Below are 23,017 nucleotides of genomic sequence, written 5' to 3'. Positions count from 1 at the left end.
CGCTCGCGGAAGCTGGAACCCCGCGGATTTCCAGCGGTGCGGCCGCCTTCCTTCGCATTATGGGCTGCTGCGGATAACTGGAGTTATGCTCACCTCGTCATAAGGCCAGCCAACTCGCGATATAGGCGGCATGATCGTCGCGGGCATCAATGGCAAGGCCAAGATCGGCGGCTAAAAAAACGCTCCCAAGTTCGGCAACCAGTTCCTCCCGCGAATATCCCTCGTCGCCCCACGCCTTGCGGCCAAAATCCCTAGCAAGGCGCGACGGGTGGCGGGTCCAGTGGATGCATTCGTGCCCGAGCGTAGTTGCATGTGCCTCGGCCGAAACAAAGGCGTCAAAAACCGGCATGCCGATGAAATCAGCATCGATCCGGTAATACGCCTTGTTTCCACCTTCACGAATGTCAGCGCCAAGGTTGGTGAAAAAGGCATCCACATGCGGAATGCGTTCCTTCCTCTCCGATCCTTCGGGCGCGGTCGCCTTGGCGTAATACTGCTCTGGCAGGTCGTCGATTTGATCGGCGCAAAAAACGCTATATCCCTTCATGAAGGGAATGCGCTTTTCGATTTCCTCGCCGCTTTCGGTTGTCTCGGTGCGCTCGATGGCGTTCGCATACACAACAAGGGCCGATTTCTCGCCCTTGCGGACTTGCCCGCCAAGCTCTTGCGCCTGCTTGTAGGTCATCCAGAACGGCGAGGAATAGCCGCGCTCGCTGGCTTCCATCCACAAAAGCACGGTATTGATACCGCGATAGGGAACGCCATTATGCCGCAACGGGCGGACCGGCGTTCCGCAAGCGCCCCATGGCTGCATCCATGGGCGAGTACCCTGCTCAAGCTGTTCAATGATCCGGTTGGTGATCCGCTCGTAAACGTCAGCGCGGAGCTGTTTGGTGCTGCTTTTGGACTGTTTGCGCATGGTGTTTTCTCTCCTGATCCGCGAAGCGGTCTTCCTGTCCCGGTGAGGGGCAGGAGCCCGGCTCCTGCTCCCGAGCAGTCGGCGATCCGACCGGAGAGAGGGGGGCAACAGGCAAAACCGGAGGGGGATCACCCGCCCGAAGGGACAGGTTGCGAGGATCCGCGCGGGACGCGCAAAATCCGCGCACCTGGTCCTGCACAAGGGGGAGTTCGCCGGCAACGCCGGCGAGCTCGCCCGCGGAAGGACGGGGAAACCGGTTTTGCCTGTTGCGGGGGAGAGACCGGCGGCCGATCTCTCCCCCTCGAGACAAACAAGCAAGAGCCGCAACGCGGCTCGCATCGTCGAGGCCGAAGGCCGGGAAAAGGCCAAGACCGCCGAAGCGGCCTTGGCTGCACCGCGTTAGCGGTGCTGGTCCCGATCCCACTCGGTTTTGACCGTCAGGTCTGCCTCGAAGAAGAAGGGCAGTTTCACCGCGATTTTCAGGGCGATACTGCCCCGGCGGAAGAAGTTACTGACGATCTTCGCGAGGAAAGTGCGGAGGCTGCGGCCGGTGGCTTGGAGATATTGGATAAAATTCTTCATGGTGGTAGCTCCTGTGATCTGCGTTATTGCGGAGTTACGCGAACGCCCGGACAGGGGCTTGCACCCGGAGGGGCGCAGCGCAGCGGAGCACCTTGGCGGACATGAATTTTGTTGCGCGAGGAGCGCCGAAGGCGCGGGGAAAATTCTTGGCCGACAAGGTTGCTGGCCCCTGGCCGGGTGGTAGTCTACGCAGCAATGAATAACGCAGCTCACAGGAGCGGGGCATGAAGCACATTGCTCCCTCCAAGCCACCGGCCGTAGCCGGTTTCAACGCGGCAGGATTGGAACATTATTGCGCTGGCCCGACGGCCTCATGCGGTGAAACTGCCCTTCTTCTTCGAGGCTGCGCGCAGCGCGTGGGATCGTGACCTGCGGCGCGATCGCGCCGCACCCAATGGCTTCGGCGGCCTTGGCCAGCGACCATATTCCGCGTCAGTCCGATCGTTACCCGAATGGGCCGAAACAGGCTGGCCGCGCGCCCTGTCCGGAACAGGCCGGGATCGGCACGCTTGCGTGACGGTGCTGGCCGTTGTGTAGGCTGGCGCGCGGCCTGACTGGTTCGGTGAGCCGGTGCGCCAGAACCGGCGAATAGAGCGGCGGTGCCGTAAGGCAGACGCCCAATAGACGCCCCTGCTTTTTTCTAATTGTCATGAGGCTGCGGATGGTCATATTCAAAGTTGATGCGGCAATACAACTTATGCTTTCCAAGAGTCGCCGTTCGTGATGTACGTACCGCGATCCGTCATGACGTTAATTACTCCGCTCCATTCGGTTTGCCTGACGAGCGGAATCTAGGACCGAACGGCCCTGCGCCAACGCCTGCGCTGACGAATTTCCCCGCGCCTGCGGCGCTTCCTCGCGAAGCAAATTCGCCAGCCTTTCGGCGTCCTCCACGATGTTGCGGCCCTAACGGGTGACGCATGTCCCGTGTTCGCTCCGGTGTTTCCGCATCGGCAACCGAAAAGAGGAGTAATACCGATGACTGACCTCGTGAATTACATCAAGATCGACGGCGACAAGGTCGCAGGTAACATCGCCACGATCACCTTTGATATCGACGTGACCGGCGAGCCGGTCCACAGCGAAAACCCGGCGGCTCCGGTCTACCGTCTTTACGGCAAGTCTCCGCGCAATCGCCGGATCGAAGTTGGCGGCATCTGGAAGAAGAAGAACCAGCGAGGCGGCGAATACTACACTCTTTCGGTCAACACCGGTTTCGCGAAGCTGAATGCGAACCTTGGCCGCTATCCGGGACAGGACGACGACACCCTGATGGCGGTCATTCCTTGGGACTGACGCGGAAGCGGGCGGCGCTCAGCGCCGCCCGCCTTTGGCTGCTTATCGCAGCCGCGTCGATCTTCCCCCTTGCATGCGCGGCATAAAGTTGATTCTGCTTTATAAAGCGAAAATGCAAAGAGGAAGCTCTGAATGAGATGGCCGCGACTGCTGTTGATTATACCCCTCCTGTTCGCCCTCCCCTCGGGCGAAATGTCGGCGCAAGCCGCCGATACGAACTGGCCGATTTGCGGTCGCGGCAAGCGTATCACCTGCATAGTGGACGGCGATACTTTCTGGATGGATCGGATCAAATACCGTCTTCAGGGCGTGAACGCTCCTGAAGCTGGCGATGGCGCGCGCTGCGCCAAAGAGCGGAACATGGCAGACGCTGCCACAGTGCGGCTCCAGGAGCTTATGCAAAGACCGGGGCTGACGTTTCAGCGCCGGGGCAATGACCGCTATGGGCGCGTGCTTGTGACTGTCCGGACCGCCGACGGCGAAGACGTCGCGGCGCTGATGGTCAAGAGCGGACACGGGCGAACCTATTACGGCGGATATCACGATCCTATGGAGTGGTGCCGTTATTGAATGCACCAGTGCTCGGCTTGTGCAAGTGGTGGGTCCTCGCCATGCTCGCGGGCCTTGCCCGCTGCGCGTGGCTCCGGTCCCGGCCTGAAGGCCGCCCTTGCACAAGCCTGCGCGCCGGCGCGGTGCTGAAAGCATCGGGACGAGGGGCATCGCCCCTCGCCCGCTGGCGAGGAAGTTCGATCCGCCTCCGGCGCGGATCGAACAAGGGGCATGAGAAAACTGGCGGAACGCCAAGCGCCCGGGCAGGTTCGATACCTGGCCGGGCGCTAATGGGTTTTTGGGGGAGCTGGCCGCGCCGGAGAGGAGCGCGACCAGCTAACGGCTTATTCAGCCGCTTCGGGGAACTGTTGCTCGGCTTCGATCTCGGTCATGGGAATGCGAACCGGTTCGGGAAGCCAGCCGGTGTTTGCAACCATCCGCTCGGCAATGGCAACGGCCTCGGCCTTCTTGCCTGCTGCTCGGATAGCCGTCGCGGCTTCTTCCCCTTTCACCTCGGCAACCACAGCCTCGATGCTCTTTTTGTTGAGGTGGGAAAGATAGGCATCGCCGGTCGGTTCAAACCAGTTGCGCATATCGACATTGAGGGCGCGGCCTATTTCGTTGGCATGAGCAAGAGCCTTGTCGCGTCCATGAAATTTTGCTTCCACGGCATTGAGGCTATGAGAGGCGGCGAAGGCCAGCAAGACCAGCAACTGGTCGCGAGGCTGATCAAGGCACCATTCCCATAGATCGGCGGGATTGCCGGGGATATGATCGCCATAGCGTTCCTTCAACTCCTGAAACGCAATTCCGGCCTTGCTGTTTTCGGGCTGCTTCATGGACCCTTCCAAGGGCTGATAGGTCAGCTTGATTTCCAAGGCGGTGTGTTCACTCGCATAGCGGTAGACCGCGCTCAAAAGCAGGGCATGAACCACGGCTGCGAGGGCTATATCGGGATTGTCGGCCAGTTCCACGCGAAGGGCAGCGGTCTTCTGCGCTGTCAGGTCCTCGACCAATGCCGCCGAATGGGTCAGCTTGATCGGCGCCGCCTCGCTTTCTCTGCTACCCTCATTCTCGCCGCTGTGCTGGCCTTCCTCCTGCTCCTGCTGTTCATCCTCATCGTTGACAAGGCCACGATGCACGGTTGCCCGCCCGTAGTAGTCGAGGCAAACGATCGCCCCGGCGCGCGCCAAATCCTCCGCCTTATAGGCTTCCTGCCGGTCCTTGAGGCTGTCCATTTCCTTTTCGATGGCTTCAAGCTTCGGTTCGGCGTCCTCGTCGGCGTCTCCTGCCTCGATCAATTCGGCAAGGCTGTCATATTCCTCGGCAAGCTGATCAAGCCGCTCCTGATCTTCTGCGCTAATATCTACAGGCTCCGGATAGACGCGGCTCATGCTGTAAATGTCGTCCGGCTGTGCGGAATGAACTTCAACCCATTTCCAACCCTCAGCCTTGACGCCTTCGGCTTCGGTTTCGAGCTTTTCGAGCACCAGCCTTTCGACTAGGCCGGAATCGGTGGCATAGCCGCCGCTCTCACCGTCGAACAGATCGCGGCGAACGGTCCCGCCAGCCGCTTCAATGGCATCCAAGCCGCCAATGAAACGGATACGCTTGTCGGAAGCCGGGATTTCCTCGGAAGCCAGCATGCGCTTGATGGTGTGGGCATAACGGTTGTAACTGGCGAGGCTATTCCAAACCTGCTCCTGCCGTTCGTGGTCATCCGTGATGGTGAAGGCTGCAAGCTCGTCATAGCTCATCTCACCATTGCGGAAGAGATCGAACAGGACCGGCGACACGCGAGCCAGCGCCATGCGGCGCTTCACGTTTAGCTCCGTGGTCCCGAAACGTACTGCAATTTCGGCAGGGCTTTTCCCCTCGTCGGCCAAGGTCTTGAAGGCCATGAATTCGTCGGCGGGATGCATCCCCTTTCTGACGAAATTTTCAGCAAGGCTGATTTCGGTCGCGTCTTCGCCATCCCACAGGCCGCAATCGACGCCATGGGTTTTTCCGATTTCGCCCTGCTCTGCAAGCAGATTGAGGCCAGCCAGACGCAAACCGCCAGCGGTGACGAAATAGCGGCCCTTCTTTTCGCCCGGACGAATGACAAGGTTATGGATCAGCCGGAAATTACGCGCCTTTATGGAAGCGGCCATTTCCGCGATTTCTGCCGCCTCGTAGGTCTGGCGCACGTTCCGGGGGTCGTGGTCGAGCTTGTTGAGCGGCACTGTGATGTTGTTGTTATCGGTCATGATGTTATCTCCTATTTCCCTTTTCCCGCGAAGCGGTCTTCCTGTCCCGTAAGGGGCAGGAGCCCCGCTCCTGCTCCCGAGCAGTCGGCGATCCGACCGGCGAGAGAGGGGGGCAATGGTGAAAACCGGAGGGGGATCACCCACCCGAAGGGACAGGTGGCGAGGATCCGCGCGGACACGCGCAAAATCCGCGCACCTGGTCCTGCACAAGGGCGAGTCTGCCGGCATCGCCGGCGAGCTCGCCCGCGGAAGGATGGGGAGACCGGTTTTCGCCATTGCGGGGGAGAGACGGCCGTACGGTCTTTCCCCCTGAAGGGGATCAACACGCTTGCGAAGCAAGCTCCGCTATCATCTCTTTGAGACAAATCGCTTCTTCGAGCGTTAGGACGCCATGGCGAAGCGCTTGAGCGATATGAGAACGCGAACGCAGATCAGCGACCCGATGCCCCGGCGCATCGAGCCGTGCCTTGCGCTGCTCGTCTCCAAGCCACCAGCAGGGCCGGACTGGTCATTTGAAATCAAGTGGGATGGCTACCGCCTTGCGGTCCATGTCGAACCTGATGGCGTCCGGGTGCTGACCCGAGGAGGACACGACTGGACGCCAAGATTCACACACATTGCCGACGATGCGCAGCAACTCGGCCACGATACAATGATCCTCGACGGCGAGGCGGTCGTTCTGGATGAACAAGGCCGATCTGACTTCGGCTTGCTGCAGCAAGCTCTCGGCGGACGTGGCGGCAGGCGTTTTGCCCGTGAGGCCATATTCTTCGCCTTCGATCTTCTCTATCTCGACGGTCGCGATCTTACGCACGAGCCCCTTTCCAAGCGGCGGCAGACGCTCGAAAAAGTACTGAACGGCCGTGAAGGCATAATACGCTACTCTGAATCGATTGATGCGGATGGGAACCAGCTCCTCGAGCGCGCTTGCGAACTCGGCCTCGAGGGAATTATCGCAAAGCGTCTCGATCGTCCGTATCGTTCCGGCCGTCATGGCGAATGGCAAAAGATCAAATGCGTGCAGAGCGACACATTCGCGATCGTCGGCTACGAACCGTCGGAAGCGATGCGCGGCGGGGTCGCCCGTCTGCTGCTTGCGGCTCGCAAGGGTGGTGAACTGGTCTACGTCGGTGGCGTCGGAACCGGCTTCACACATAAGTCCGCGCGCGATCTGAAAACCATACTGGACAGGATTCCGGCCCGAAAGGCCCCTGTGGCTCTGAAGCGAAAGAATGCTATCTTTGCCGAACCACGCTATTTCGCGGAAATCGAATATCGCGGATGGACGCGCGAGCCAAGATTACGCCACGCCTCATTCAAAGGGTTACGAGAACCTGCTGATAATTCCGAAGTGTTCGAACTGAAAGACTAGCTAACACCGGAACCTTTCCTATAGCGCTCAGAAGATGAGTGCAGCGGAGGCACTTGGGGGGAGTGTCGCAGTAGGGGTGGTTTGCTGCCTGTCGGCTTTCGTGCAGGATAGGAGTTCAGCGGACACGGGCTGCCAACTTCAACATCATTCGGAACCGCCATATGATCGACTTGACTACACTAATTACCTACAACGCAATCGTACTTGGCTTCGTTTTCATTCCTGGCCCTGCAACACTTTTAACGGGCTTGTCGCAAACCTTGCAGTAGGCTGAGACTACCCCGCGAACGGTGGCATTTTCACGCTTTGTTAACCTTTTGAAGTCCGAAGAGGCGCCCGAGCAGGTCATTCTGGTCGTTGATTGTCCAGTCGCCGGAAAAGCCGAAGCCTTTGCGCAGCCACAACATCGCTTCGAACCCAGCGATCGTCCGGCGCGCCGTTTTGAATGACTGGAAGCAGCCGATCTTGGGCATGTTCTTCTTGACCCGGAAGTGGTCGCTCTCGATGCCTTGCTGGAGGTGCTTCGTGACATAATGTACCGGGCTCGGATGCAGGAGCCCGTCATCGATGGCTGTTTTGATCGTTGAAGGAAACGTGTTAGCGCCATCTGTACCGATCTTACCCGGCGATAGTAGCGGCTCATCCTTGAGCATCTTACGGAAGAAGCGCTTGGCGGCGTCGAGATCGCGCTTCGCGGTGAGCAAGAAGTCGACCGGGTTTCCGTGCTTGTCGATGGCGCGGTACAGGTATCGCCACTTGCCCCGGATCTTGACGTAGGTCTCGTCAATCCTGACTGAGCCACAATGCGGTCGGCGAAACTGGCGTAGGCGCTTCTCGATTACAGGTGCATAGGCGAGGACCCAGCGGTTGATTGTACTATGGTCGACCTCGAAGCCGCGCTCGCGGAACATCTCCTCGAGATCTCTGTAGCTGAGCGGATACCGTAGATACCATGTCACTGCCTGCACGATCAGCCATGCCTCGAAATGCCGCCCTTTGAAATCGTCCTTCGACTGGCGCTTCAGCTTTTCGGCAATGGCATTCAGAATCATGGCTACGCTCCGCTACATCGGGAGCTGAATTTCCACCGTTGTGGTCAACAGCTAGTTAACCAAAAGAATTTGCGACACGCCCCTTTTCACCAACTTCGCCAATGAAATCGCCGACGTAGCGCGGCAGATCGTTCGCACAGCCGCCGCCGGCCAGCGTCGTCCCGTTGCCAAATCTGATTCCAGCCCCGTGACCGAGACGGATCGCGCAGTGGAACAGATGCTCCGCGAACGTATCGCGGATCGGTTCCCCAATCATGGAGTATTGGGAGAAGAGTTCGGCGCTGAGGGCTTGGACGAGGAATTTGTTTGGGTTATCGATCCAATCGATGGCACCAAGGCGTTTATCGGTGGCCTGGCTGTTTACGGGACGCTGATTTCGCTGACACGCGGCGGCACGCCAATCCTTGGTCTCATCGATAATCCTGTGACCGGTGATCGCTGGTTGGGAGAGGTGGGTCAAAATACGACGCTGAACGGTAAAGCCATCAGGACTGCCTCGACGGAGGTTCTCGCTGAAGCGTTCATGGCTAACGGAAATCCTGAACCATTTCGGTCCGAGGAAAAGGGCAGTGTCGATCGCCTCCGTCAGTCGACAAGGTGGTGCGTTTATGGAGGCAGCTGCATGGCCTACGGCCGCGTCGCAGACGGGAGCATCGACATCAGCATCGACGGCGGTCTTGATCCTTACGACTACTGCGCATTAGTGCCAATAGTGAAGGGAGCAGGGGGCTGCATCAGCTTCTTGCCTGCCTTGATATCAGGGAGATAGGTCTCCTTTCCGCTCGCTGAAAGGCTCGGTTTATGTCCACTTTGTTCACGGATGTTGAACGCTAAATACTGGAAATTCCTCGCCTTCATGCCTATGGCAGAGGCAAAAAACGATAACCGGCTTATGATTGGCGCGATGCTCGATCGACCTCTCGCACCGCTTCCTGCGTTTGGATGAAGGCGCGGCAATCCGTCCGAGCGATTGTGATGAATTGAAGCAGGCGCGCCGCCTCCCCCTCTTGCGCCGTGCCCCTTATTTTATCCCCACACCCTGCGCCTCGCCTATCATGTCCGTGCCCTTCCTGCGGGAAAGCCGGTCATGACGATGGCAGGCCTGGGATGGGACGGCGCGGTGGCGAACGCATCACGGATTGGCAGGGTCGACCGCTCACTCTCACTTCGGGCACTCACTGCCTCGCGAGTGCCAACGAAGCTATCCACCGACAAGCCCTCGAAACAATGAATTGATGCCGGTTAATAGAGACCGAACTTCAATCCAAGTGCCTCATGACATATCAGCATTCTATACCGCAATACACGCCGAGGATTCGATCTGATTCAAAAGCAGGAAGCTCGCAAAGCATCTTTCTGTCGTTCAGGATGGACCCCGCACCGCATTCTGTTCGGCCAAGATGGTGATTGTTGGTAGGGACCACCGTCGTCTCGGCCGCGCCTTTGTGCTAGCCGATTACGTTCGTGAGCGCCCTGTCGATCGCATCGGTGATACGGTCGATATCATCTCTTGAGGCAATCAGCGCCGGTGAAAGGCATAGCGTATTGTTGAGGCCCTGCAACGATCGATTAGTCGCACCGATGATAACACCCTGAGACAAGCAGTCAGCCACGACGGCCTGAACACGCTTTTCCTCCAGAGGCTCTTTAGTCGCCCGGTCGGCGACAAGCTCAGCCCCCAGGAACAGACCCTTACCGCGCACGTCACCGATGACAGCATGCTTTTCCTGAAGAGCTTGAAGCCTAGCAAGGCAATGCTCGCCCATGTTTATCGTATTGGCTAGCAGGCCCTCGTCCTCGATGATGCGCATATTCTCCAACGCAGCGACCGGTCCGGCGGTACAGCCCCCGAACGTCGATATGTCGCGGAAGAAGCTCATGGAATCTTCTGGCGCGTCCTTGAACATTTCGAACACACGTTCGGTTGTTACCGTGCAGGAGATTGCGGCGTATCCCGATGCAACGCCTTTAGCCATGGTGACGAAGTCCGGCTGAATACCGTAGTTCTGATAGCCGAACCAGGTTCCTGTCCGGCCGAGCCCGCAAACCACCTCATCAAGGTGCAATAGAATGTCGTATTTTCTGCAGATTTCCTGCACCCGCTCCCAATAACCCAACGGTGGCAGAATAACACCGCCACCGGCCGTCACTGGCTCGAGCACCAGGCATCCTACGCTGTCGGGTCCCTCACGAAGGATTACGTCTTCGATGGCGTCAGCCGCCCGCTCACCATAATTCTCAACGTCCCACTGCTTTCGGTATTCGAGGCAGTGAGGCACCATGACGAAGCCATCAGGGAAGGGTCCGTATTGGTCGGCCCGCTGGTGCTGGCCGGAGGTTGCGAGCGTCCCAATAGTGGTGCCGTGATAATCGCGCTCGCGGTAAAGAATTTTCCACTTTTTCCCACCGTGGTGTCGGTGTGCAATCTGGCGAACCATTTTGTACACTTTCTCGTTCGCTTCACTGCCAGAGTTTGAGTAGTATACGCGAGAGAGGCCGGGCATCTTTTCGATGAGCTTTTCGGCGAAGAGAGCGCCGGGTACAGTCCCAGCAGCTCCGGCATAGTAGTTCAGTTTGACAAGTTGATCCCTCACTGCATTGGCAATGCTCTCGCGCCCATAACCGACATTGACGGTCCAGACTCCGCCGGAGACTGCGTCCAGATATTCCTTACCTTTTGCATCCCAAAGGCGAAGTCCTTTTCCTTCCACGAAAACGCGCGGGTCGACCGTCTCATAGGGTTTGTGCTGGCTAAGATGATGCCAGACATGCGCCCGGTCGGCGGCGACGGCATGCGAAAGGGAATTGGAACCCGAGATAAGGGTCATGTTCATCTCCTAAGTCGTAAGAGAAGCGGACGGTACAGAACGAAACCCGAGAGGCAGAGCAGCATTTCTCTCCCCCCTGAACCTCTTAGGTATTTGTACGATTAAGTGGGCAGCAGCCCCCTTGTCCTGTCGATCTGTCTTGCCAGAATACACATCAACTCAAACATCATCGTTGCACCAGCAATGGAGGTCATCCCGCCAACATCAAAAGGTGGGGCCACCTCGACAACGTCGGCGCCGACAAGGTTAAGGCCGTCCAGCAACCTGATGAGTTGCTGGGCTTCGCGCGTCGAGAAACCGCCTATCTCGGGCGTACCTGTTCCAGGTGCCATCGACGGATCAATCGAGTCGATGTCAAACGTCACGTAGGTTGGCAGGTCGCCCACAATTTGGCGCACTTCCGCGATCACGTCCTCGGCGCCGCGTTCGGCAAACTCCTCCATGTAGATGATCCTCACGCCTTGAGCGATTGCCCAATCGTGCTCGTCTGGACCGTAAATCGAGCCGCGAATGCCGATCTGGACCGTGCGACGAGGATCAATCAGTCCCTCTTCGATAGCGCGCCTGAACGGCGTACCGTGAGTGTAAGGATTGTTGCCGAAGTAGGTGTCGTTTGTGTCGGAATGGGCATCGAAATGGATAAGACCCACCGCTTGAGACTTCGCGATCGCGCGCAACACAGGAAGTGTTATCAGGTGATCTCCGCCCACACAAAGGGGTATCGCGCCGGCCTCTAAAATCGAAGCGATACCAGCCTCGATGAGCCGCAACCCATCCAGTAAGTCGATGGGGTTCACATCAAGATCCCCGACGTCAGCAATATTCGCAATCTTGAATGGTTCTGTCTTAAAGACGTGGTGAGTGCTGCGCATCAAGCTCGAGTAGTTTCGCACCTCTCGGGGACCGTGTCTCGCTCCTGCGCGATTGGTCGTGCCCCCGTCCCAGGGAATACCCGCCAAAGCGATATCCAAGCCGTGCGCGGATGCTACCGCCGGCAATCGCATAAATGTCGCGTGACCTGCAAATCGAGGTACCTTTGTTGCGTCGACAGGCTGATGGAAATGTTTACCCACGTTTCACGTCCTATTTGAATTCTTCGTTTACGATTTCGACAAGCCTGCCAACGCTGTCGGCGAGTAGCCATTCACCCTTCTCAGCACTCGATCCTTCCGTCATTGAAAGTACGCCCGATGGCGGGACCTCTGCGGGAGGTCTGGGAAAGCGGTCATAGGGGCGGAATTTCGCCGGACCGTCGTGAAGTGCCCGCGACAGGTCGACAAGATCAGGGCGAACAGCGAGCATAATTGAGGTCTCGAGCACGCTGGCATGTTCCAACTCAATCCCCGGATAACCATCTGGGAATATCCGCTCGATGGTCTCCGGCCGTGCGAATTCCCAGTGATCCATTCGGAGAATCGTCAGATCGGCGTCGCGTCCTATTGCGTCGAGAGCCAGTTCAATTCCCTCAACCGAGGGCCAGATATTCTCGTAATGGCCATTGAGAACGACGATTCGCCTGACTTTCTGACGATAAAGCTCGACGATCACATCCCGGACGACAAGCGAAAACGTATGAGCAGAGAGGTTCAAAGTACCTGGAAATGTCGGACCACCCCCCGAACGTGGCTGCGATCGGTTGCCATAGGGTATGGTGGGCGCAACAAGCCCGCCCGTTGCACGTGCCACCCGTTCGCAAATTGCAGTCGGGATAATTACATCCACGTTTAGCGCCATGTGGTGGCCGTGTTGTTCGGTCGCTCCAAGTGGCAAAAAGACTGCTGCGCCACCGGAGATCTTTTGTTCTACCTCCGGCCAGCTTAACTCGGCCAGAAAAACGGAATCATTCATTGCAATCTCCTACTGCATGACAGCGCCGCAATTGGCGCCCAGGCATTGTCCGGTAAATAGCGTTGCGCTGGGGCCTGCGAGAAACACGATGCTGGCAGCGACTTCATCAGGGCGCCCTATCCGCGCGAGGGGATTGGCCATTTCCGCAGATCGAGCTGCATCTGAAAGGTTCTCGAAATCGAGAAGCGGCGTATCGGTCGGGCCGGGCGCCACAGCGTTAACCAGGATCCGCGGTGCGAGCTCTCTCGCCCATGAGCGCGTCAGGCCAAGCAGTGCGGATTTCGTCGCACAATAGACCGACGCATTGCCTCGGCCGAGGAAAGCGAGCTCGGAGACTATGTTGATGATGCGTCCGCTGTCCCGCAGGTGCGGCAAGACCTGCCGCGTTACCAGAATTGCACCACGAACATTGACCGAGAACATCTGATCAATATGAGATGTGTCGATGTCCTGTAGAGGCCTTTCCTGCAAAATTCCCGCGTTGTTAACGAGGACATCGACGGACCCGAGCCGCCCTACCGCTTGGGCAACCGCATCAATGATCTCGCTTTCAGAACTCAGATCACATCTCAAAATCTCGATGCCGTCGGCGATCGATGGCTTGAGATCAAGGCCGATAACATTTGCGCCCTCGGCGGTAAGGGCGTTCGCACAAGCCCGTCCGATGCCCTGTGCTGCGCCTGTCACGATAACGTTTTTTCCGACAAGACTTTTTACCAAGGCACCTCTCCCCGATCGACGGCCAGCGACTGGCCTGTGATATTCTTGGCGCGGTCCGATGCCAGGAAAAGATATGTCTCGCTCATGTCCGAGGGCTCCATCAGACCGGAGAGCGCCTGACCGGCGACGATGTCCTTGAGAAGGCTGTCCTCGTCGGTCTCACGGGCAGCGGCCATAAGACCGAGTGAGCGCATCGAAGCCTCCGTCCGAACCCAACCCGGGCAAACAGCGTTCACCCGGATCCCTAGGGGCCCCAGTTCCTTCGCCCACGTCTTCGTGAGGCCGATAATGGCGTGTTTAGAAGCCACATAAGCGTCGAATTGTGCTTCGGCGACACGCCCCCAGATCGAAGCAGTGTTGATAATGACACCGCCGGGTCGCATGCGAGAAATCGAGCGACGCGTTACATTGCTCGTGCCCATAACGTTGACTTCAACGACTCTCCGAAACGTGTCTTCGACATGCTCGCTGTCCGTAACGAGCGGTGTCATCCGCTCAAAACCGGCATTGTTGATCAGAACATCTACACGGGGAACGCCTTCAATCATGTCGGCGACCGCGCGTCGGTCGGTAATGTCGACGTGGTGCGGTGTCGCGCCAAGCCGTTTTGCTGTCTCGAAAATCACTTCATCGTCGGCGACGAGATGAAGTTGTGCATCTTCGCCAGCAAAACCCTCTGCAATCCCGAGCCCAATTCCGCGACTCGCGCCGGTAATTATCACCGTTTTCCCATCAAACAGCTTCGTCACATGACGTCTCCCGTCTCGTTTCTTATGAGGTGAAGAACATGGTTCTTGAGCGCGAAAAACTCCGATGTTTCGCGCGTCTCCAACGTCCGGTCTGCACCGAGTTTCGCGGCAACGTCGATGTCGGCAACAATCCGAGCCGGCCGCTTGGAAAACAGGATGATACGATCAGCAAGGAGGACGCCTTCCTCAACATCGTGTGTGACGAAGATCACAGTCTTGCTTTCGCGGGCCTGTATCTGACGAAGCTCGACCTGGAGCCTTTCGCGCGTGAGTGCGTCGAGCGCCCCGAATGGCTCGTCCATGAGGAGCACTTCAGATCCCGCGGCAAGTGTCCGTGCAATTGCCACTCGCTGCCGCATTCCACCCGATACCTTGTTGGGAAAAGCCTTCGCGAAATCTTCCAGACCAACCAGCCTGAGATAGTGGAGGGTTCGGTCAGCTTTTTCAGACTTGGAGAGATCGTTGCGGTATCGCATCCCGAAGGCAATGTTTTGTTCGACGGTCAGCCAAGGAAACGACGAGTAGGATTGAAAGACCATGCCACGGCGACGGTCTGGCTCGGAGACGACTTCATCTTCAAGACGCACAGCACCGCCGGTTGGCGTGTCGAGGCCTCCAACCATCCGCATGAGTGTCGTTTTTCCGCAGCCAGATGGCCCAAGAAACACGATGAATTCGTTCTTCTTGATGGATAGGTTCGTTTTTGAAATGACTTCGACAGGACCGAAGACCTTAGTGACGTCGTTAAAGCGGAGGTAGGGCGTCATCGTCAATGCCTCACAAATATCTGAATACGCGACGGTGAACTGCGCGCAGGATCTGGTCAGTAACGAGCCCGACGATGCCGATAACGACCACGCCGGCAATGACCTCCGGGGTTTTGACGAAACGGCGTGCTGTCCAGATGACGTAGCCGATCCCTGAATCTGCAGCCACGATTTCCGCGATAATGACGTAGGTCCAGCACCAGCCAAGCGTGATGCGCAGGTTGTCGACCAATGATGGAGCCATGGATCGAAGCGCAACATCCGTCATGACGTTGCGCGAGTTGGCTCCAAGTGTCCGAGCGGCTTCAACGAATTCATTCGGGACACGACGCATGTCATCTGCAACGAACAGGACGAGCTGAAAGAACGTGCCCAGCCAGAGGAGAAAGATCTTTGTTGGCTCACCAACGCCGAACCAGATGATAGAAAGAGGGACGAGCGCCGGAACCGGAAGATACCGGACGAAATCGACCACAGGTTCCAATGCCGCACCAATAATTCTGTAACTGCTCATCAAAATGCCGATAGGTATCGCCATCACGGCAGCGACAAGGAAGGCGCCCCAGACACGGGCGGCAGAAATCCCCGTGTGATAGAGAAGATGCTGTTGCGTGAGCATCGTCCAGAATGCCGAGAACACTCGACTGGGCGCGGGGAGGAATTGCGGACTGACTGCGCCGCTCCTCGCGGCACTCTCCCAAACGAAGAGAATAGCAACGGCGGCGGCAATGCTGACGCATGCCTCGGCATACGGGTCTGCCTTGCCCCTGAAGACAACAAGATTGCGAAACATTTTTTTGCCGTAAGGTGAAAAATGATGACGTGGGGGTGCCGGGACGGCACCCCGTGGCGGTTCACGTATAGAAAACGAATTTATTTCGTCGGCACCTGGCTGATGATCGAGTTATCGATCTGGTCTTTGGCGACCAGCTTGGTTTCTGCTGAACCATTTTCAAGATTGAGGTCCATCACGGTGTCGAAGATTTTAGGCAACGAGCCGGCCGCAGCGGCGTCACCCATATATGCTTTAGCGTCCGCAAGCGTATTATAGGACAGGCTCGTCTTGACGACCTCGCTGACTTCCGCGGGCGTAAGGCCAAATTCGGGAGCCACAATCTCAGCGAATTGCTCTGGGTCTGCCTTGATAAAATCGACCGCTTCATAAATGCATGTGAGGAACTTCGCATATTTCTGAGGGCTCGCCTTCAGATCGTCGTTTCGCGCAATGATCGCATCGACAATCAGGCCCCGATAGTCTTTGGACGTCAGCAGTTGCTTCGCACCGGGGCGTGAGGAGTTTTGAATGGCTTGCGACATGAAGGGCTCATATGTCGCAATGGCAGCGATGGATTCGTCGGCGAAAACAGCAGCGGTGTCTGCTGTGGCGATGTCCTTGATTTGAAGGTCCTTGAGCGACAGTCCCGCCTCCTTCAGGGCCATTTGCAGAAGCAGGCGCGCCGGGATATTCAACTCCGCAGCAACAGTCTTGCCCTTTAAATCCGCAACACTTTTGATTTTCTCATCCGTGATGACGCCATCACCGCCAACTGATTCATCAATCGTGCCAATGATAATGCCGGGCGTATCGTTGTCTCTTGGGCGTCCCTGATATTCTCCCACGGATCGCATCTGCACTTCGATGTCTCCGCGAGCCATCGCAGCCATCACGTTTGCCAAGTCATCTTCGAACTTGATGTTGACGTCGAGCCCTCGCTTTTCAAAGCACCCATTTTTTATGGCGACGTGAACCGGTGCAAATCCAAGCCAAGTCGGTGCGAGAATCCGGATTTGCTCTGCACTGTTGGCAGCTGTGTGTGCGGATAGAAGCGCAGTCGCAGCAATAATTGAAGCCAGTTTTTTCATTTCGATCCCCTTTAGATCTTTTTTGTATGCGCACCCTGCCACGTCACGCATTGAAGTAAATCAAAATATTTGGGATACTGCATCGATAATCATCAATGTAGAGTCTCATGCGCCGCCTTGATAATATCGACATTCGATTGCTCCGTGTTTTTGTGGCCCTTGCCGATGCGCGAGGCTTTGCAGATGCGCAAATCGCGTTAAATCTCTCGCAATCGACACTCAGCACGCATCTGGCCGAACTTGAAAAAAGGATTGGGGCTCAGCTCTGTTTTCGCGGAAAGCAGCAGTTTCGCCTGACGGAAGCAGGACAGGCGACCTATGATGCTGCGCAGAAGCTGTTTCGCGACCTTGACGACTTTACTCTGAGGGTGAGTTCAACCACGGGGAATCTTGCGGGGCGACTACGCCTTGGCGCGTCCGATGGGACCTACACCAGCGAGGAGCTCGGCGTCCAGCGAGCGCTCAACCGATTTCTCGATGATGGCAGCGAGGTTTTCATCGAGCTCACGTTGGGTACACCATCGCAATTGGAGCAGATGGTGGCCGACGGAGAGCTCGATGTAGCGATCGGTCCCTTTTCGCAGCGAGCTCCAAGCATTACCTATGTTGACTACGCGAGCGAGCCTCATTCTCTCTATTGTGGGTCGAAGCATCCGCTTTTCGGCATAAAAGACAATGACATAGACCCAAAAGACATTGAAAGTAGCCGTTTCTCCGTCAGACGTTATAGGCACTTTGATGATCTGTATTTGGTCGGACACCCGCGGGCGAGTGCTTCAGTGATTGAAATGGAAGCTCAGGCAATGATGCTGATGTCGGGACACTTCATTGGCTTCTTACCCTGCCATTTTGCTGCTTCATGGGTGAGAGACGGACATCTGCGTCCATTGAAGCCAGGCAGTTTTGACTTCACCTCAATGCATCGCATAGCGTTTCGCTCTCGTGATGAGGCAAATCCGATCGTCCAGGCATTCTTGCGTGCTGCAACGCCAGTCCGATGAGATTTGTTGCCCGCCACCGAGGTGGCGGGTAATCGCGCTAGTGGCGTAGGAGATCGATTATCTGCCGGCGATTGGCCTGACCCCATCCGGTGGTCCGGGGTAAATCTTAGTGCATGATGGGCTTTGCTGCCACGGCTGGTCGACCTCGAAGCCGCGCTCGCGGAACATCTCCTCGAGATCTCTGTAGCTGAGCGGATACCGTAGATACCATGTCACTGCCTGCACGATCAGCCATGCCTCGAAATGCCGCCCTTTGAAATCGTCCTTCGACTGGCGCTTCAGCTTTTCGGCAATGGCATTCAGAATCATGGCTACGCTCCGCTACATCGGGAGCTGAATTTCCACCGTTGTGGTCAACAGCTAGTTAACCAAAAGAATTTGCGACACGCCCCAACACCCTTATGCGCCTAACCGGCTCACTTCTGCGCGGAAACCAACACGTTGGCTCATATGATTAAAATCGGCGAGGCTGCATGCAACCTCGCCGTATCTGGCCGTTGACTTGCGCGTTCTATTTACGCGTAAAATTCGGGTGCCTTCTTGAAATTCGCCCAGGCGTCAGGGTCATGGCCGGTAACGACCGTCGCATCATGCTTTTCGGCGTAGGTGCGGAGTTTTTGAACAGAGCGGACCGTATCAACGGTGGAGGCAAGAAAGCCCGGCAGGGCCTTTTCTTCCCAATGATCCAGCGTGTAGGCAGCATCGATCGTCAGAAGCAGCGGTTTGCTGTCGGGCAGACGAACCAGGAATGACTGATGACCTGGTGCGTGACCGGGCGTGAAGATCGTGGTGAGCGTGCCGTCGCCGTAAACGTCGTAATAATCGTCCTGCGTACCGTTGAGGAACTGCCACTTCAGACCCGGCTTGTCGAAGTCCTTGCGGATATAGCCGCCGCCAGCAAACCAGTCGGGCGTAAAGGCATACTCATATTCAGAGCGCTGCACGATGTGGGTTGCGTTGGGGAAGCGACCGATGGCGCCGGTATGATCGAGATGCAGATGCGACTGCACAACATATTTGACATCGGCCGGATCGAAACCAAGCGCCTTGATCTGGTCAACGCAGCCCTGGTCCTTGTCCAGCACTGGCCAATAGACATCGCAGATGCCTCCCCAATGGCCACGCGGATCCGTTGCAACTTCAATCGCGTTGCCGCCATCGATCACGGTGTGCCCAGCCGGATGGGTAATCAGGAAAAACGGAACGGGGATCTCATAGTCCGCACCGTTCCCCTGGTTCATCTTGATGTTGTGTACCTTGCATTTCAGCGTACCCGACTGAAGCATGTAAAGTCTGATATCGGTCACTCGTTTTCCTCCCTTGGAACTGAAGATATTGCTGTAAGAAATGGGTCAGAACGCCTCGCGGTAGAGCGCAAGCGCATCCTCTTCGCGGACTTCGACCGGATTATTGACCAACAGACGGCTCTGTTTCATTGCGTCGGACGCAAGCATGGCGAGCGTGTTGTCCGTCACGCCGACATCGCGCAGACGCCGCGGCGCACCGCTCTGGTCCATCAGCGTTTCCATATGCTGAACGAACGCATCCGAACGGGTTGCCGCATCCCCTTTACCCGGAACACCCAGCACGTCGGCAAGCTCCGCATAAAGCGACGCTGCAGCCTTCGCGTTAAAGCGTAAAACCGGCCCCAGCATCAGGGCATTGGAAAGCCCGTGTGGCACGTGATAATGGCCGCCCAGCGGATAAGCGAGCGCGTGGACGGCGGCCACCGGTGAGTTGGCGAAAGCCTGGCCTGCCAATGTCGCACCCAAAAGCATGCCTTCACGGGCTTTCCGGTCGGCCCCGTTCCTGCAGGCGGCGATCAGGTTTGCACCGAGCAGACGTAGTGCCTCGCGCGCCAGAGCATCTGATAGCGGGTTCTTCTTGTGTTTGCTGGTGTAAGCCTCGATGGCATGCACCATGGCATCGATACCGGTGGCAGCCGTATGGACCTGCGGCAGTCCCACCGTCAGTTCAGCATCCAGAAGAACGAAATCAGCGTAAAGCTGCGGGGAAACGACCCCCATCTTGGTGGTTTCGCCCGTGGTGATGATCGAGATGTTTGTGACTTCCGAACCTGTACCGGCCGTGGTCGGCACCAGCACGAGCGGCAGGCGTGATCCCTTTACGTTGCCAATCCCGTACATGTCGGCAAGCGTCTGGTCGGAAACCAGAAGGACAGCCACGAGCTTGGCGATGTCGAGCGATGAGCCCCCGCCAAGACCGATGACGATATCGACCCCGATCTGCCTTGCGGACTCGACGCAGTCGGCAACGATGTGCTCTGGCGGATCAGCAACGACCTTGTCGAAGATCGTGACGTCAAAGCCGCTGGCCGCAAGGGCGTCAGCAATCGGCTTGATGAGGCCGGCCTTGATGAGACCTGCATCGGTAATCAGCAGCGCCTTGCGCGCCTGAAACCTGCCGGAAAGAATCTCTCCGAGACGTTGGGCGCCACCCCAGGCAACCTGCATGGAGGGAACGGTGCGGAATTCGAAAGGGTTGATGGTCATCTGATCCTCCCAGCGTGATCTCAGCCGATGGCCGAGCACAGGTATTTGATTTCAAGATATTCATCGATGCCGTAGTGCGAGCCTTCGCGGCCCAAGCCGGACTGCTTCACGCCACCGAATGGTGCGACTTCGTTGGAGATGAGGCCCGTATTGTGGCCCACCATGCCGTATTCGAGCGCTTCTGCGACACGCCATGTCCGGCGGACATTCTCGGTGTAGAAATAGGCCGCCAGACCAAATTCGGTGTCGTTCGCCATGGCGACCGCTTCGTCTTCCGTCCCGAACCGAAAGAGCGGAGCGACGGGTCCAAAGGTCTCCTCACGGGCAACCTTCATGGCCTGGGTTGCACCAGTCAGAACCGTTGGTTCGTAAAACGTGCCTCCAAGAGCATGGCGCTTTCCACCGGTGACGATTTTTGCTCCCTTGCCAAGGGCATCAGCAACGTGATCCTCGACCTTTGCCACGGCATCCTGGTCGATCAGTGGACCGATCAGAACACCAGGTTCCGTGCCCTCGCCGACGGACAGGCTTTCGACCCTTTTGACCAGCTTTTCCGCGAATGCGTCGTAAACACCATCCTGGACATAGATCCGGTTGGAGCACACGCAGGTCTGTCCCGCATTGCGGTATTTCGACACGATCGCGCCCTCAACGGCCGCATCCAGATCGGCATCATCAAAGACGATGAAAGGCGCATTGCCACCAAGTTCCAGCGACAGTTTCTTGATCGTCGGGGCCGATTGCGCCATCAGCAGACGACCGACTTCAGTCGATCCGGTAAAGGAGATCTTTCGCACCGTGTCGCTTTCGGTAAACACCTTGCCGATATCGCGTGCGGCGCCCGTCACCACCTGGAAGACACCGGCGGGAACGCCCGCTTCTTCGGCGAGAACACCCAGAGCAAGTGCGGTGAGAGGGGTCTGCTCAGCCGGTTTGACGATCATCGTGCAGCCTGCGGCGAGTGCCGGGGCCGCCTTGCGGGTGATCATCGCGGCCGGGAAGTTCCATGGCGTGATCGCGGCGCAGACACCGATCGGCTGCTTCAGGATGGTAATGCGCTTGTCCGTGGTCGGCGAAGGAATGGTATCGCCATAAACACGTTTGGCTTCTTCCGCGAACCATTCCACGAAAGATGCCGCATAAATGGCTTCGCCCTTTGCTTCCGCAAACGGCTTTCCCTGCTCGGCAGTCATCAACGCACCAAGATCGTCAGCGTTCGCCACCATGAGATCAAACCATCGACGCAATATGGCAGCGCGGTCCTTCGCAGCCCGGCGGCTCCACTCGGAAAATGCCTTGCCTGCTGACTCGACTGCAGCTTCAACCTCATCTGCCGACAATGAAGGAACGTGACCAATGATCATCGAGTTGGCGGGATTTTCCACCGCAATCGTCTTGCCATCCGCAGCTTTCAGCCAGCGACCATTCACCAGGCAGGCATCACGCAACAGCGCCGCATTTTTTAGCTTGATCATCGACCTCTCCCGCACTAGAGTTCAACTAATTGAACTTGAATCATTTGAGTGAACTATGGGCCAAAGGGCCAAGTGTGTCAAGGAAGGTGCATGGCTGAAGATCAACAATCGTCGCAAATATCAGACACTGTACCGGCACTCAGACGCGCCGTGCGTATTCTGGATCTTGTCGCAGGTTCCCCGCGGGACCTGACAGCCGCCGAGCTGACACGATTTCTGGATTTGCCCAAAAGCAGCGCGCATGGCTTACTTGCGGTGATGACCGAGCTTGATCTTCTGGCGCGATCTGCCGATGGAACCCTGCGTATTGGACCCCACTCACTCAGATGGGCGAATGGTTTTCTGTCGCACCTAGATATCGTATCGACATTCAACGACCATCTCGCCCAGCGCCACGACCTCGATCCCTACACGGTGACCCTCACCGTCCGCGAGGGTGGCGAAGTCGTTTACATCGGCTGTCGCAACTCGGCCCAGCCGCTTGGACACACGTTTCGGATCGGTATGCGTCTGCCGGCGCCATTTACGGCCACCGGGAAGATCCTCCTGTCCGATCTGGGGCCCGGTGAATTGAGGATGTTGTTCTCGCAATTTCCACAGCCTCTGACATCAAGGAGCGTTGCTGGCCTTTCGCAGCTTGAAGAGGAACTCGCTCTGACGCGCGCTCGCGGCTACTCCATCGACGATGGTCAGATCCGCGAAGGTATGCTTTGCATTGGCGCAGCGATATGCGATTACTCGGGAGCCGCATCTGCCGGCATTGCAATCAGTCTGATCCGCAGCGAAGCCAGCGACCAAAAAATCGCGTACCTTGGTGAGGAGCTTCGCACCACTGCCAACGCGCTTTCTGAAAAGCTTGGGTACCGATCTCAGAAAGACTAGTCGTAACCTGTAGGGGTATGGTCGATGCCGACGAGCACAGCTTTGCTGTATGCGCCAGTGCACCGATACCCCAGCTAGCTCCTGTCCCGAGTACGGCTGCGCCGAGCGCAGTTCGGGTCGAGAACATAAAAGACATCATCGATGTATTGAGCACCAAGGGAAAAGACCTCGGTCCGCAGATGCACGATCCACCGCGCTGCCTTATTCCTGATTGGGACGAAGCCAAGCAATCGGTTGTCATCACAGGTCATGGCCGTCGGGGACGGGGCGAAAACCGGGCTTGTCGCAAACCTTGCAGTAGGCTGAGACTACCCCGCGAACGGTGGCATTTTCACGCTTTGTTAACCTTTTG

At 57.4% G+C, this 23,017-nt stretch carries 22 protein-coding genes and 2 pseudogenes; 7 read left to right on the top strand and 17 right to left on the bottom strand.

Annotated elements, in window-relative coordinates; all coding sequences use genetic code 11:
• Positions 1-97: 97 nt before the first annotated feature.
• From FG152_RS25990 to FG152_RS25980, 3 genes are all read right to left on the bottom strand, one after another.
• The gene (locus tag FG152_RS25990; RefSeq protein WP_498989217.1) at positions 98-919 is read right to left on the bottom strand and encodes an ArdC family protein; all 822 of its coding nucleotides are present in this window, start codon (positions 917-919) and stop codon (positions 98-100) included.
• 399 nt (positions 920-1,318) lie between these two features.
• Positions 1,319-1,501 carry a hypothetical protein gene (locus FG152_RS25985; RefSeq protein WP_100560277.1) on the bottom strand — a complete coding sequence of 61 codons (183 nt, stop codon included), beginning with the start codon at positions 1,499-1,501 and terminating at the stop codon, positions 1,319-1,321.
• A gap of 444 nt (positions 1,502-1,945) precedes the next feature.
• Positions 1,946-2,122, bottom strand: coding sequence for a hypothetical protein (locus FG152_RS25980; protein ID WP_226622916.1), 177 nt, complete (start codon positions 2,120-2,122; stop codon positions 1,946-1,948).
• A gap of 357 nt (positions 2,123-2,479) precedes the next feature.
• Between FG152_RS25980 and FG152_RS25975 the strand changes: the two genes are divergently transcribed.
• Both FG152_RS25975 and FG152_RS25970 read left to right on the top strand, forming a co-directional pair.
• Positions 2,480-2,797, top strand: a complete 318-nt coding sequence (locus FG152_RS25975) for a DUF736 domain-containing protein (RefSeq protein ID WP_100560273.1) — start codon at positions 2,480-2,482, stop codon at positions 2,795-2,797.
• Between the two features lie 132 nt (positions 2,798-2,929).
• Positions 2,930-3,367: a thermonuclease family protein gene (locus tag FG152_RS25970; protein ID WP_100560271.1), complete on the top strand. Its 438-nt coding sequence runs from the start codon at positions 2,930-2,932 to the stop codon at positions 3,365-3,367.
• Between the two features lie 323 nt (positions 3,368-3,690).
• Here FG152_RS25970 and FG152_RS25965 read toward each other — a convergent pair whose 3' ends face one another.
• Complete coding sequence (locus FG152_RS25965; protein ID WP_157803360.1) at positions 3,691-5,595, bottom strand: ParB/RepB/Spo0J family partition protein; 1,905 nt, start codon at positions 5,593-5,595, stop codon at positions 3,691-3,693.
• 412 nt (positions 5,596-6,007) lie between these two features.
• Here FG152_RS25965 and ligD point away from each other — a divergent pair, with 412 nt between their 5' ends.
• Both ligD and FG152_RS25955 read left to right on the top strand, forming a co-directional pair.
• Positions 6,008-6,967 (top strand): non-homologous end-joining DNA ligase, encoded by a 960-nt coding sequence (gene ligD / locus FG152_RS25960; RefSeq protein ID WP_313709564.1) that lies wholly within the window; start codon positions 6,008-6,010, stop codon positions 6,965-6,967.
• Between the two features lie 161 nt (positions 6,968-7,128).
• Positions 7,129-7,212, top strand: a pseudogene (locus tag FG152_RS25955) (LysE family translocator); the annotation flags it as partial.
• A 54-nt stretch (positions 7,213-7,266) separates the two neighbouring features.
• Here FG152_RS25955 and FG152_RS25950 read toward each other — a convergent pair.
• On the bottom strand, positions 7,267-8,019 hold the full coding sequence (locus FG152_RS25950) for an IS6 family transposase (RefSeq protein WP_035228067.1): 753 nt from the start codon (positions 8,017-8,019) through the stop codon (positions 7,267-7,269).
• Positions 8,020-8,086: 67 nt separating this feature from the next.
• On the opposite strand from FG152_RS25950, the gene FG152_RS25945 reads away from it, so the two are divergent.
• Positions 8,087-8,788: an inositol monophosphatase family protein gene (locus FG152_RS25945; protein WP_498989220.1), complete on the top strand. Its 702-nt coding sequence runs from the start codon at positions 8,087-8,089 to the stop codon at positions 8,786-8,788.
• Between the two features lie 679 nt (positions 8,789-9,467).
• On the opposite strand, the gene tpa is transcribed toward FG152_RS25945, so the two are convergent.
• From tpa to FG152_RS25905, 8 genes are all read right to left on the bottom strand, one after another.
• Positions 9,468-10,847: a hypotaurine--pyruvate aminotransferase Tpa gene (tpa, locus tag FG152_RS25940; protein ID WP_313709328.1), complete on the bottom strand. Its 1,380-nt coding sequence runs from the start codon at positions 10,845-10,847 to the stop codon at positions 9,468-9,470.
• A gap of 101 nt (positions 10,848-10,948) precedes the next feature.
• Positions 10,949-11,920, bottom strand: coding sequence for an agmatinase (gene speB / locus FG152_RS25935; RefSeq protein WP_313709327.1), 972 nt, complete (start codon positions 11,918-11,920; stop codon positions 10,949-10,951).
• A gap of 10 nt (positions 11,921-11,930) precedes the next feature.
• A complete protein-coding gene (locus FG152_RS25930) occupies positions 11,931-12,695 on the bottom strand; it encodes a creatininase (RefSeq protein ID WP_313709326.1) in 765 nt (254 codons plus the stop codon).
• A 9-nt stretch (positions 12,696-12,704) separates the two neighbouring features.
• Positions 12,705-13,415: an SDR family NAD(P)-dependent oxidoreductase gene (locus FG152_RS25925; RefSeq protein WP_313709325.1), complete on the bottom strand. Its 711-nt coding sequence runs from the start codon at positions 13,413-13,415 to the stop codon at positions 12,705-12,707.
• Positions 13,409-14,164 (bottom strand): SDR family NAD(P)-dependent oxidoreductase, encoded by a 756-nt coding sequence (locus FG152_RS25920; protein ID WP_313709324.1) that lies wholly within the window; start codon positions 14,162-14,164, stop codon positions 13,409-13,411. The genes FG152_RS25925 and FG152_RS25920 overlap by 7 nt, the downstream gene beginning before the upstream one ends.
• Positions 14,161-14,931: an ABC transporter ATP-binding protein gene (locus FG152_RS25915; protein WP_226622906.1), complete on the bottom strand. Its 771-nt coding sequence runs from the start codon at positions 14,929-14,931 to the stop codon at positions 14,161-14,163. The genes FG152_RS25920 and FG152_RS25915 overlap by 4 nt, the downstream gene beginning before the upstream one ends.
• A 10-nt stretch (positions 14,932-14,941) precedes the next feature.
• Complete coding sequence (locus FG152_RS25910) at positions 14,942-15,724, bottom strand: ABC transporter permease (protein ID WP_226622907.1); 783 nt, start codon at positions 15,722-15,724, stop codon at positions 14,942-14,944.
• Positions 15,725-15,804: 80 nt separating this feature from the next.
• On the bottom strand, positions 15,805-16,794 hold the full coding sequence (locus FG152_RS25905; protein WP_226622908.1) for an ABC transporter substrate-binding protein: 990 nt from the start codon (positions 16,792-16,794) through the stop codon (positions 15,805-15,807).
• A 107-nt stretch (positions 16,795-16,901) separates the two neighbouring features.
• Between FG152_RS25905 and FG152_RS25900 the strand changes: the two genes are divergently transcribed.
• Positions 16,902-17,795 (top strand): LysR family transcriptional regulator, encoded by an 894-nt coding sequence (locus FG152_RS25900; protein ID WP_226622909.1) that lies wholly within the window; start codon positions 16,902-16,904, stop codon positions 17,793-17,795.
• A gap of 138 nt (positions 17,796-17,933) precedes the next feature.
• On the opposite strand, the pseudogene FG152_RS25895 reads toward FG152_RS25900, so the two are convergent.
• The 4 genes and pseudogenes from FG152_RS25895 to FG152_RS25880 form a co-directional block, all read right to left on the bottom strand.
• Positions 17,934-18,104 (bottom strand): annotated as a pseudogene (locus tag FG152_RS25895) (IS6 family transposase); the annotation flags it as partial.
• A gap of 206 nt (positions 18,105-18,310) precedes the next feature.
• Entirely contained in the window at positions 18,311-19,102 is a 792-nt protein-coding gene (gene attM / locus FG152_RS25890) for an AttM family quorum-quenching N-acyl homoserine lactonase (protein WP_198513222.1), read from the bottom strand.
• A gap of 45 nt (positions 19,103-19,147) precedes the next feature.
• Complete coding sequence (locus tag FG152_RS25885) at positions 19,148-20,308, bottom strand: iron-containing alcohol dehydrogenase (RefSeq protein WP_100560392.1); 1,161 nt, start codon at positions 20,306-20,308, stop codon at positions 19,148-19,150.
• Positions 20,309-20,328: 20 nt separating this feature from the next.
• Positions 20,329-21,783 carry an NAD-dependent succinate-semialdehyde dehydrogenase gene (locus tag FG152_RS25880; protein ID WP_100560390.1) on the bottom strand — a complete coding sequence of 485 codons (1,455 nt, stop codon included), beginning with the start codon at positions 21,781-21,783 and terminating at the stop codon, positions 20,329-20,331.
• A 90-nt stretch (positions 21,784-21,873) separates the two neighbouring features.
• Here FG152_RS25880 and blcR point away from each other — a divergent pair, with 90 nt between their 5' ends.
• Complete coding sequence (blcR, locus tag FG152_RS25875; protein WP_046802464.1) at positions 21,874-22,665, top strand: IclR family transcriptional regulator BlcR; 792 nt, start codon at positions 21,874-21,876, stop codon at positions 22,663-22,665.
• The last annotated feature ends 352 nt before the right edge of the window (positions 22,666-23,017 follow it).

Origin of the sequence: Ochrobactrum sp. XJ1, assembly GCF_024701725.1 — a bacterium.
GTDB classification, from domain to species: Bacteria; Pseudomonadota; Alphaproteobacteria; order Rhizobiales; family Rhizobiaceae; genus Brucella; species Brucella anthropi.
This window is presented reverse-complemented; position numbering and strand designations above follow the sequence as displayed.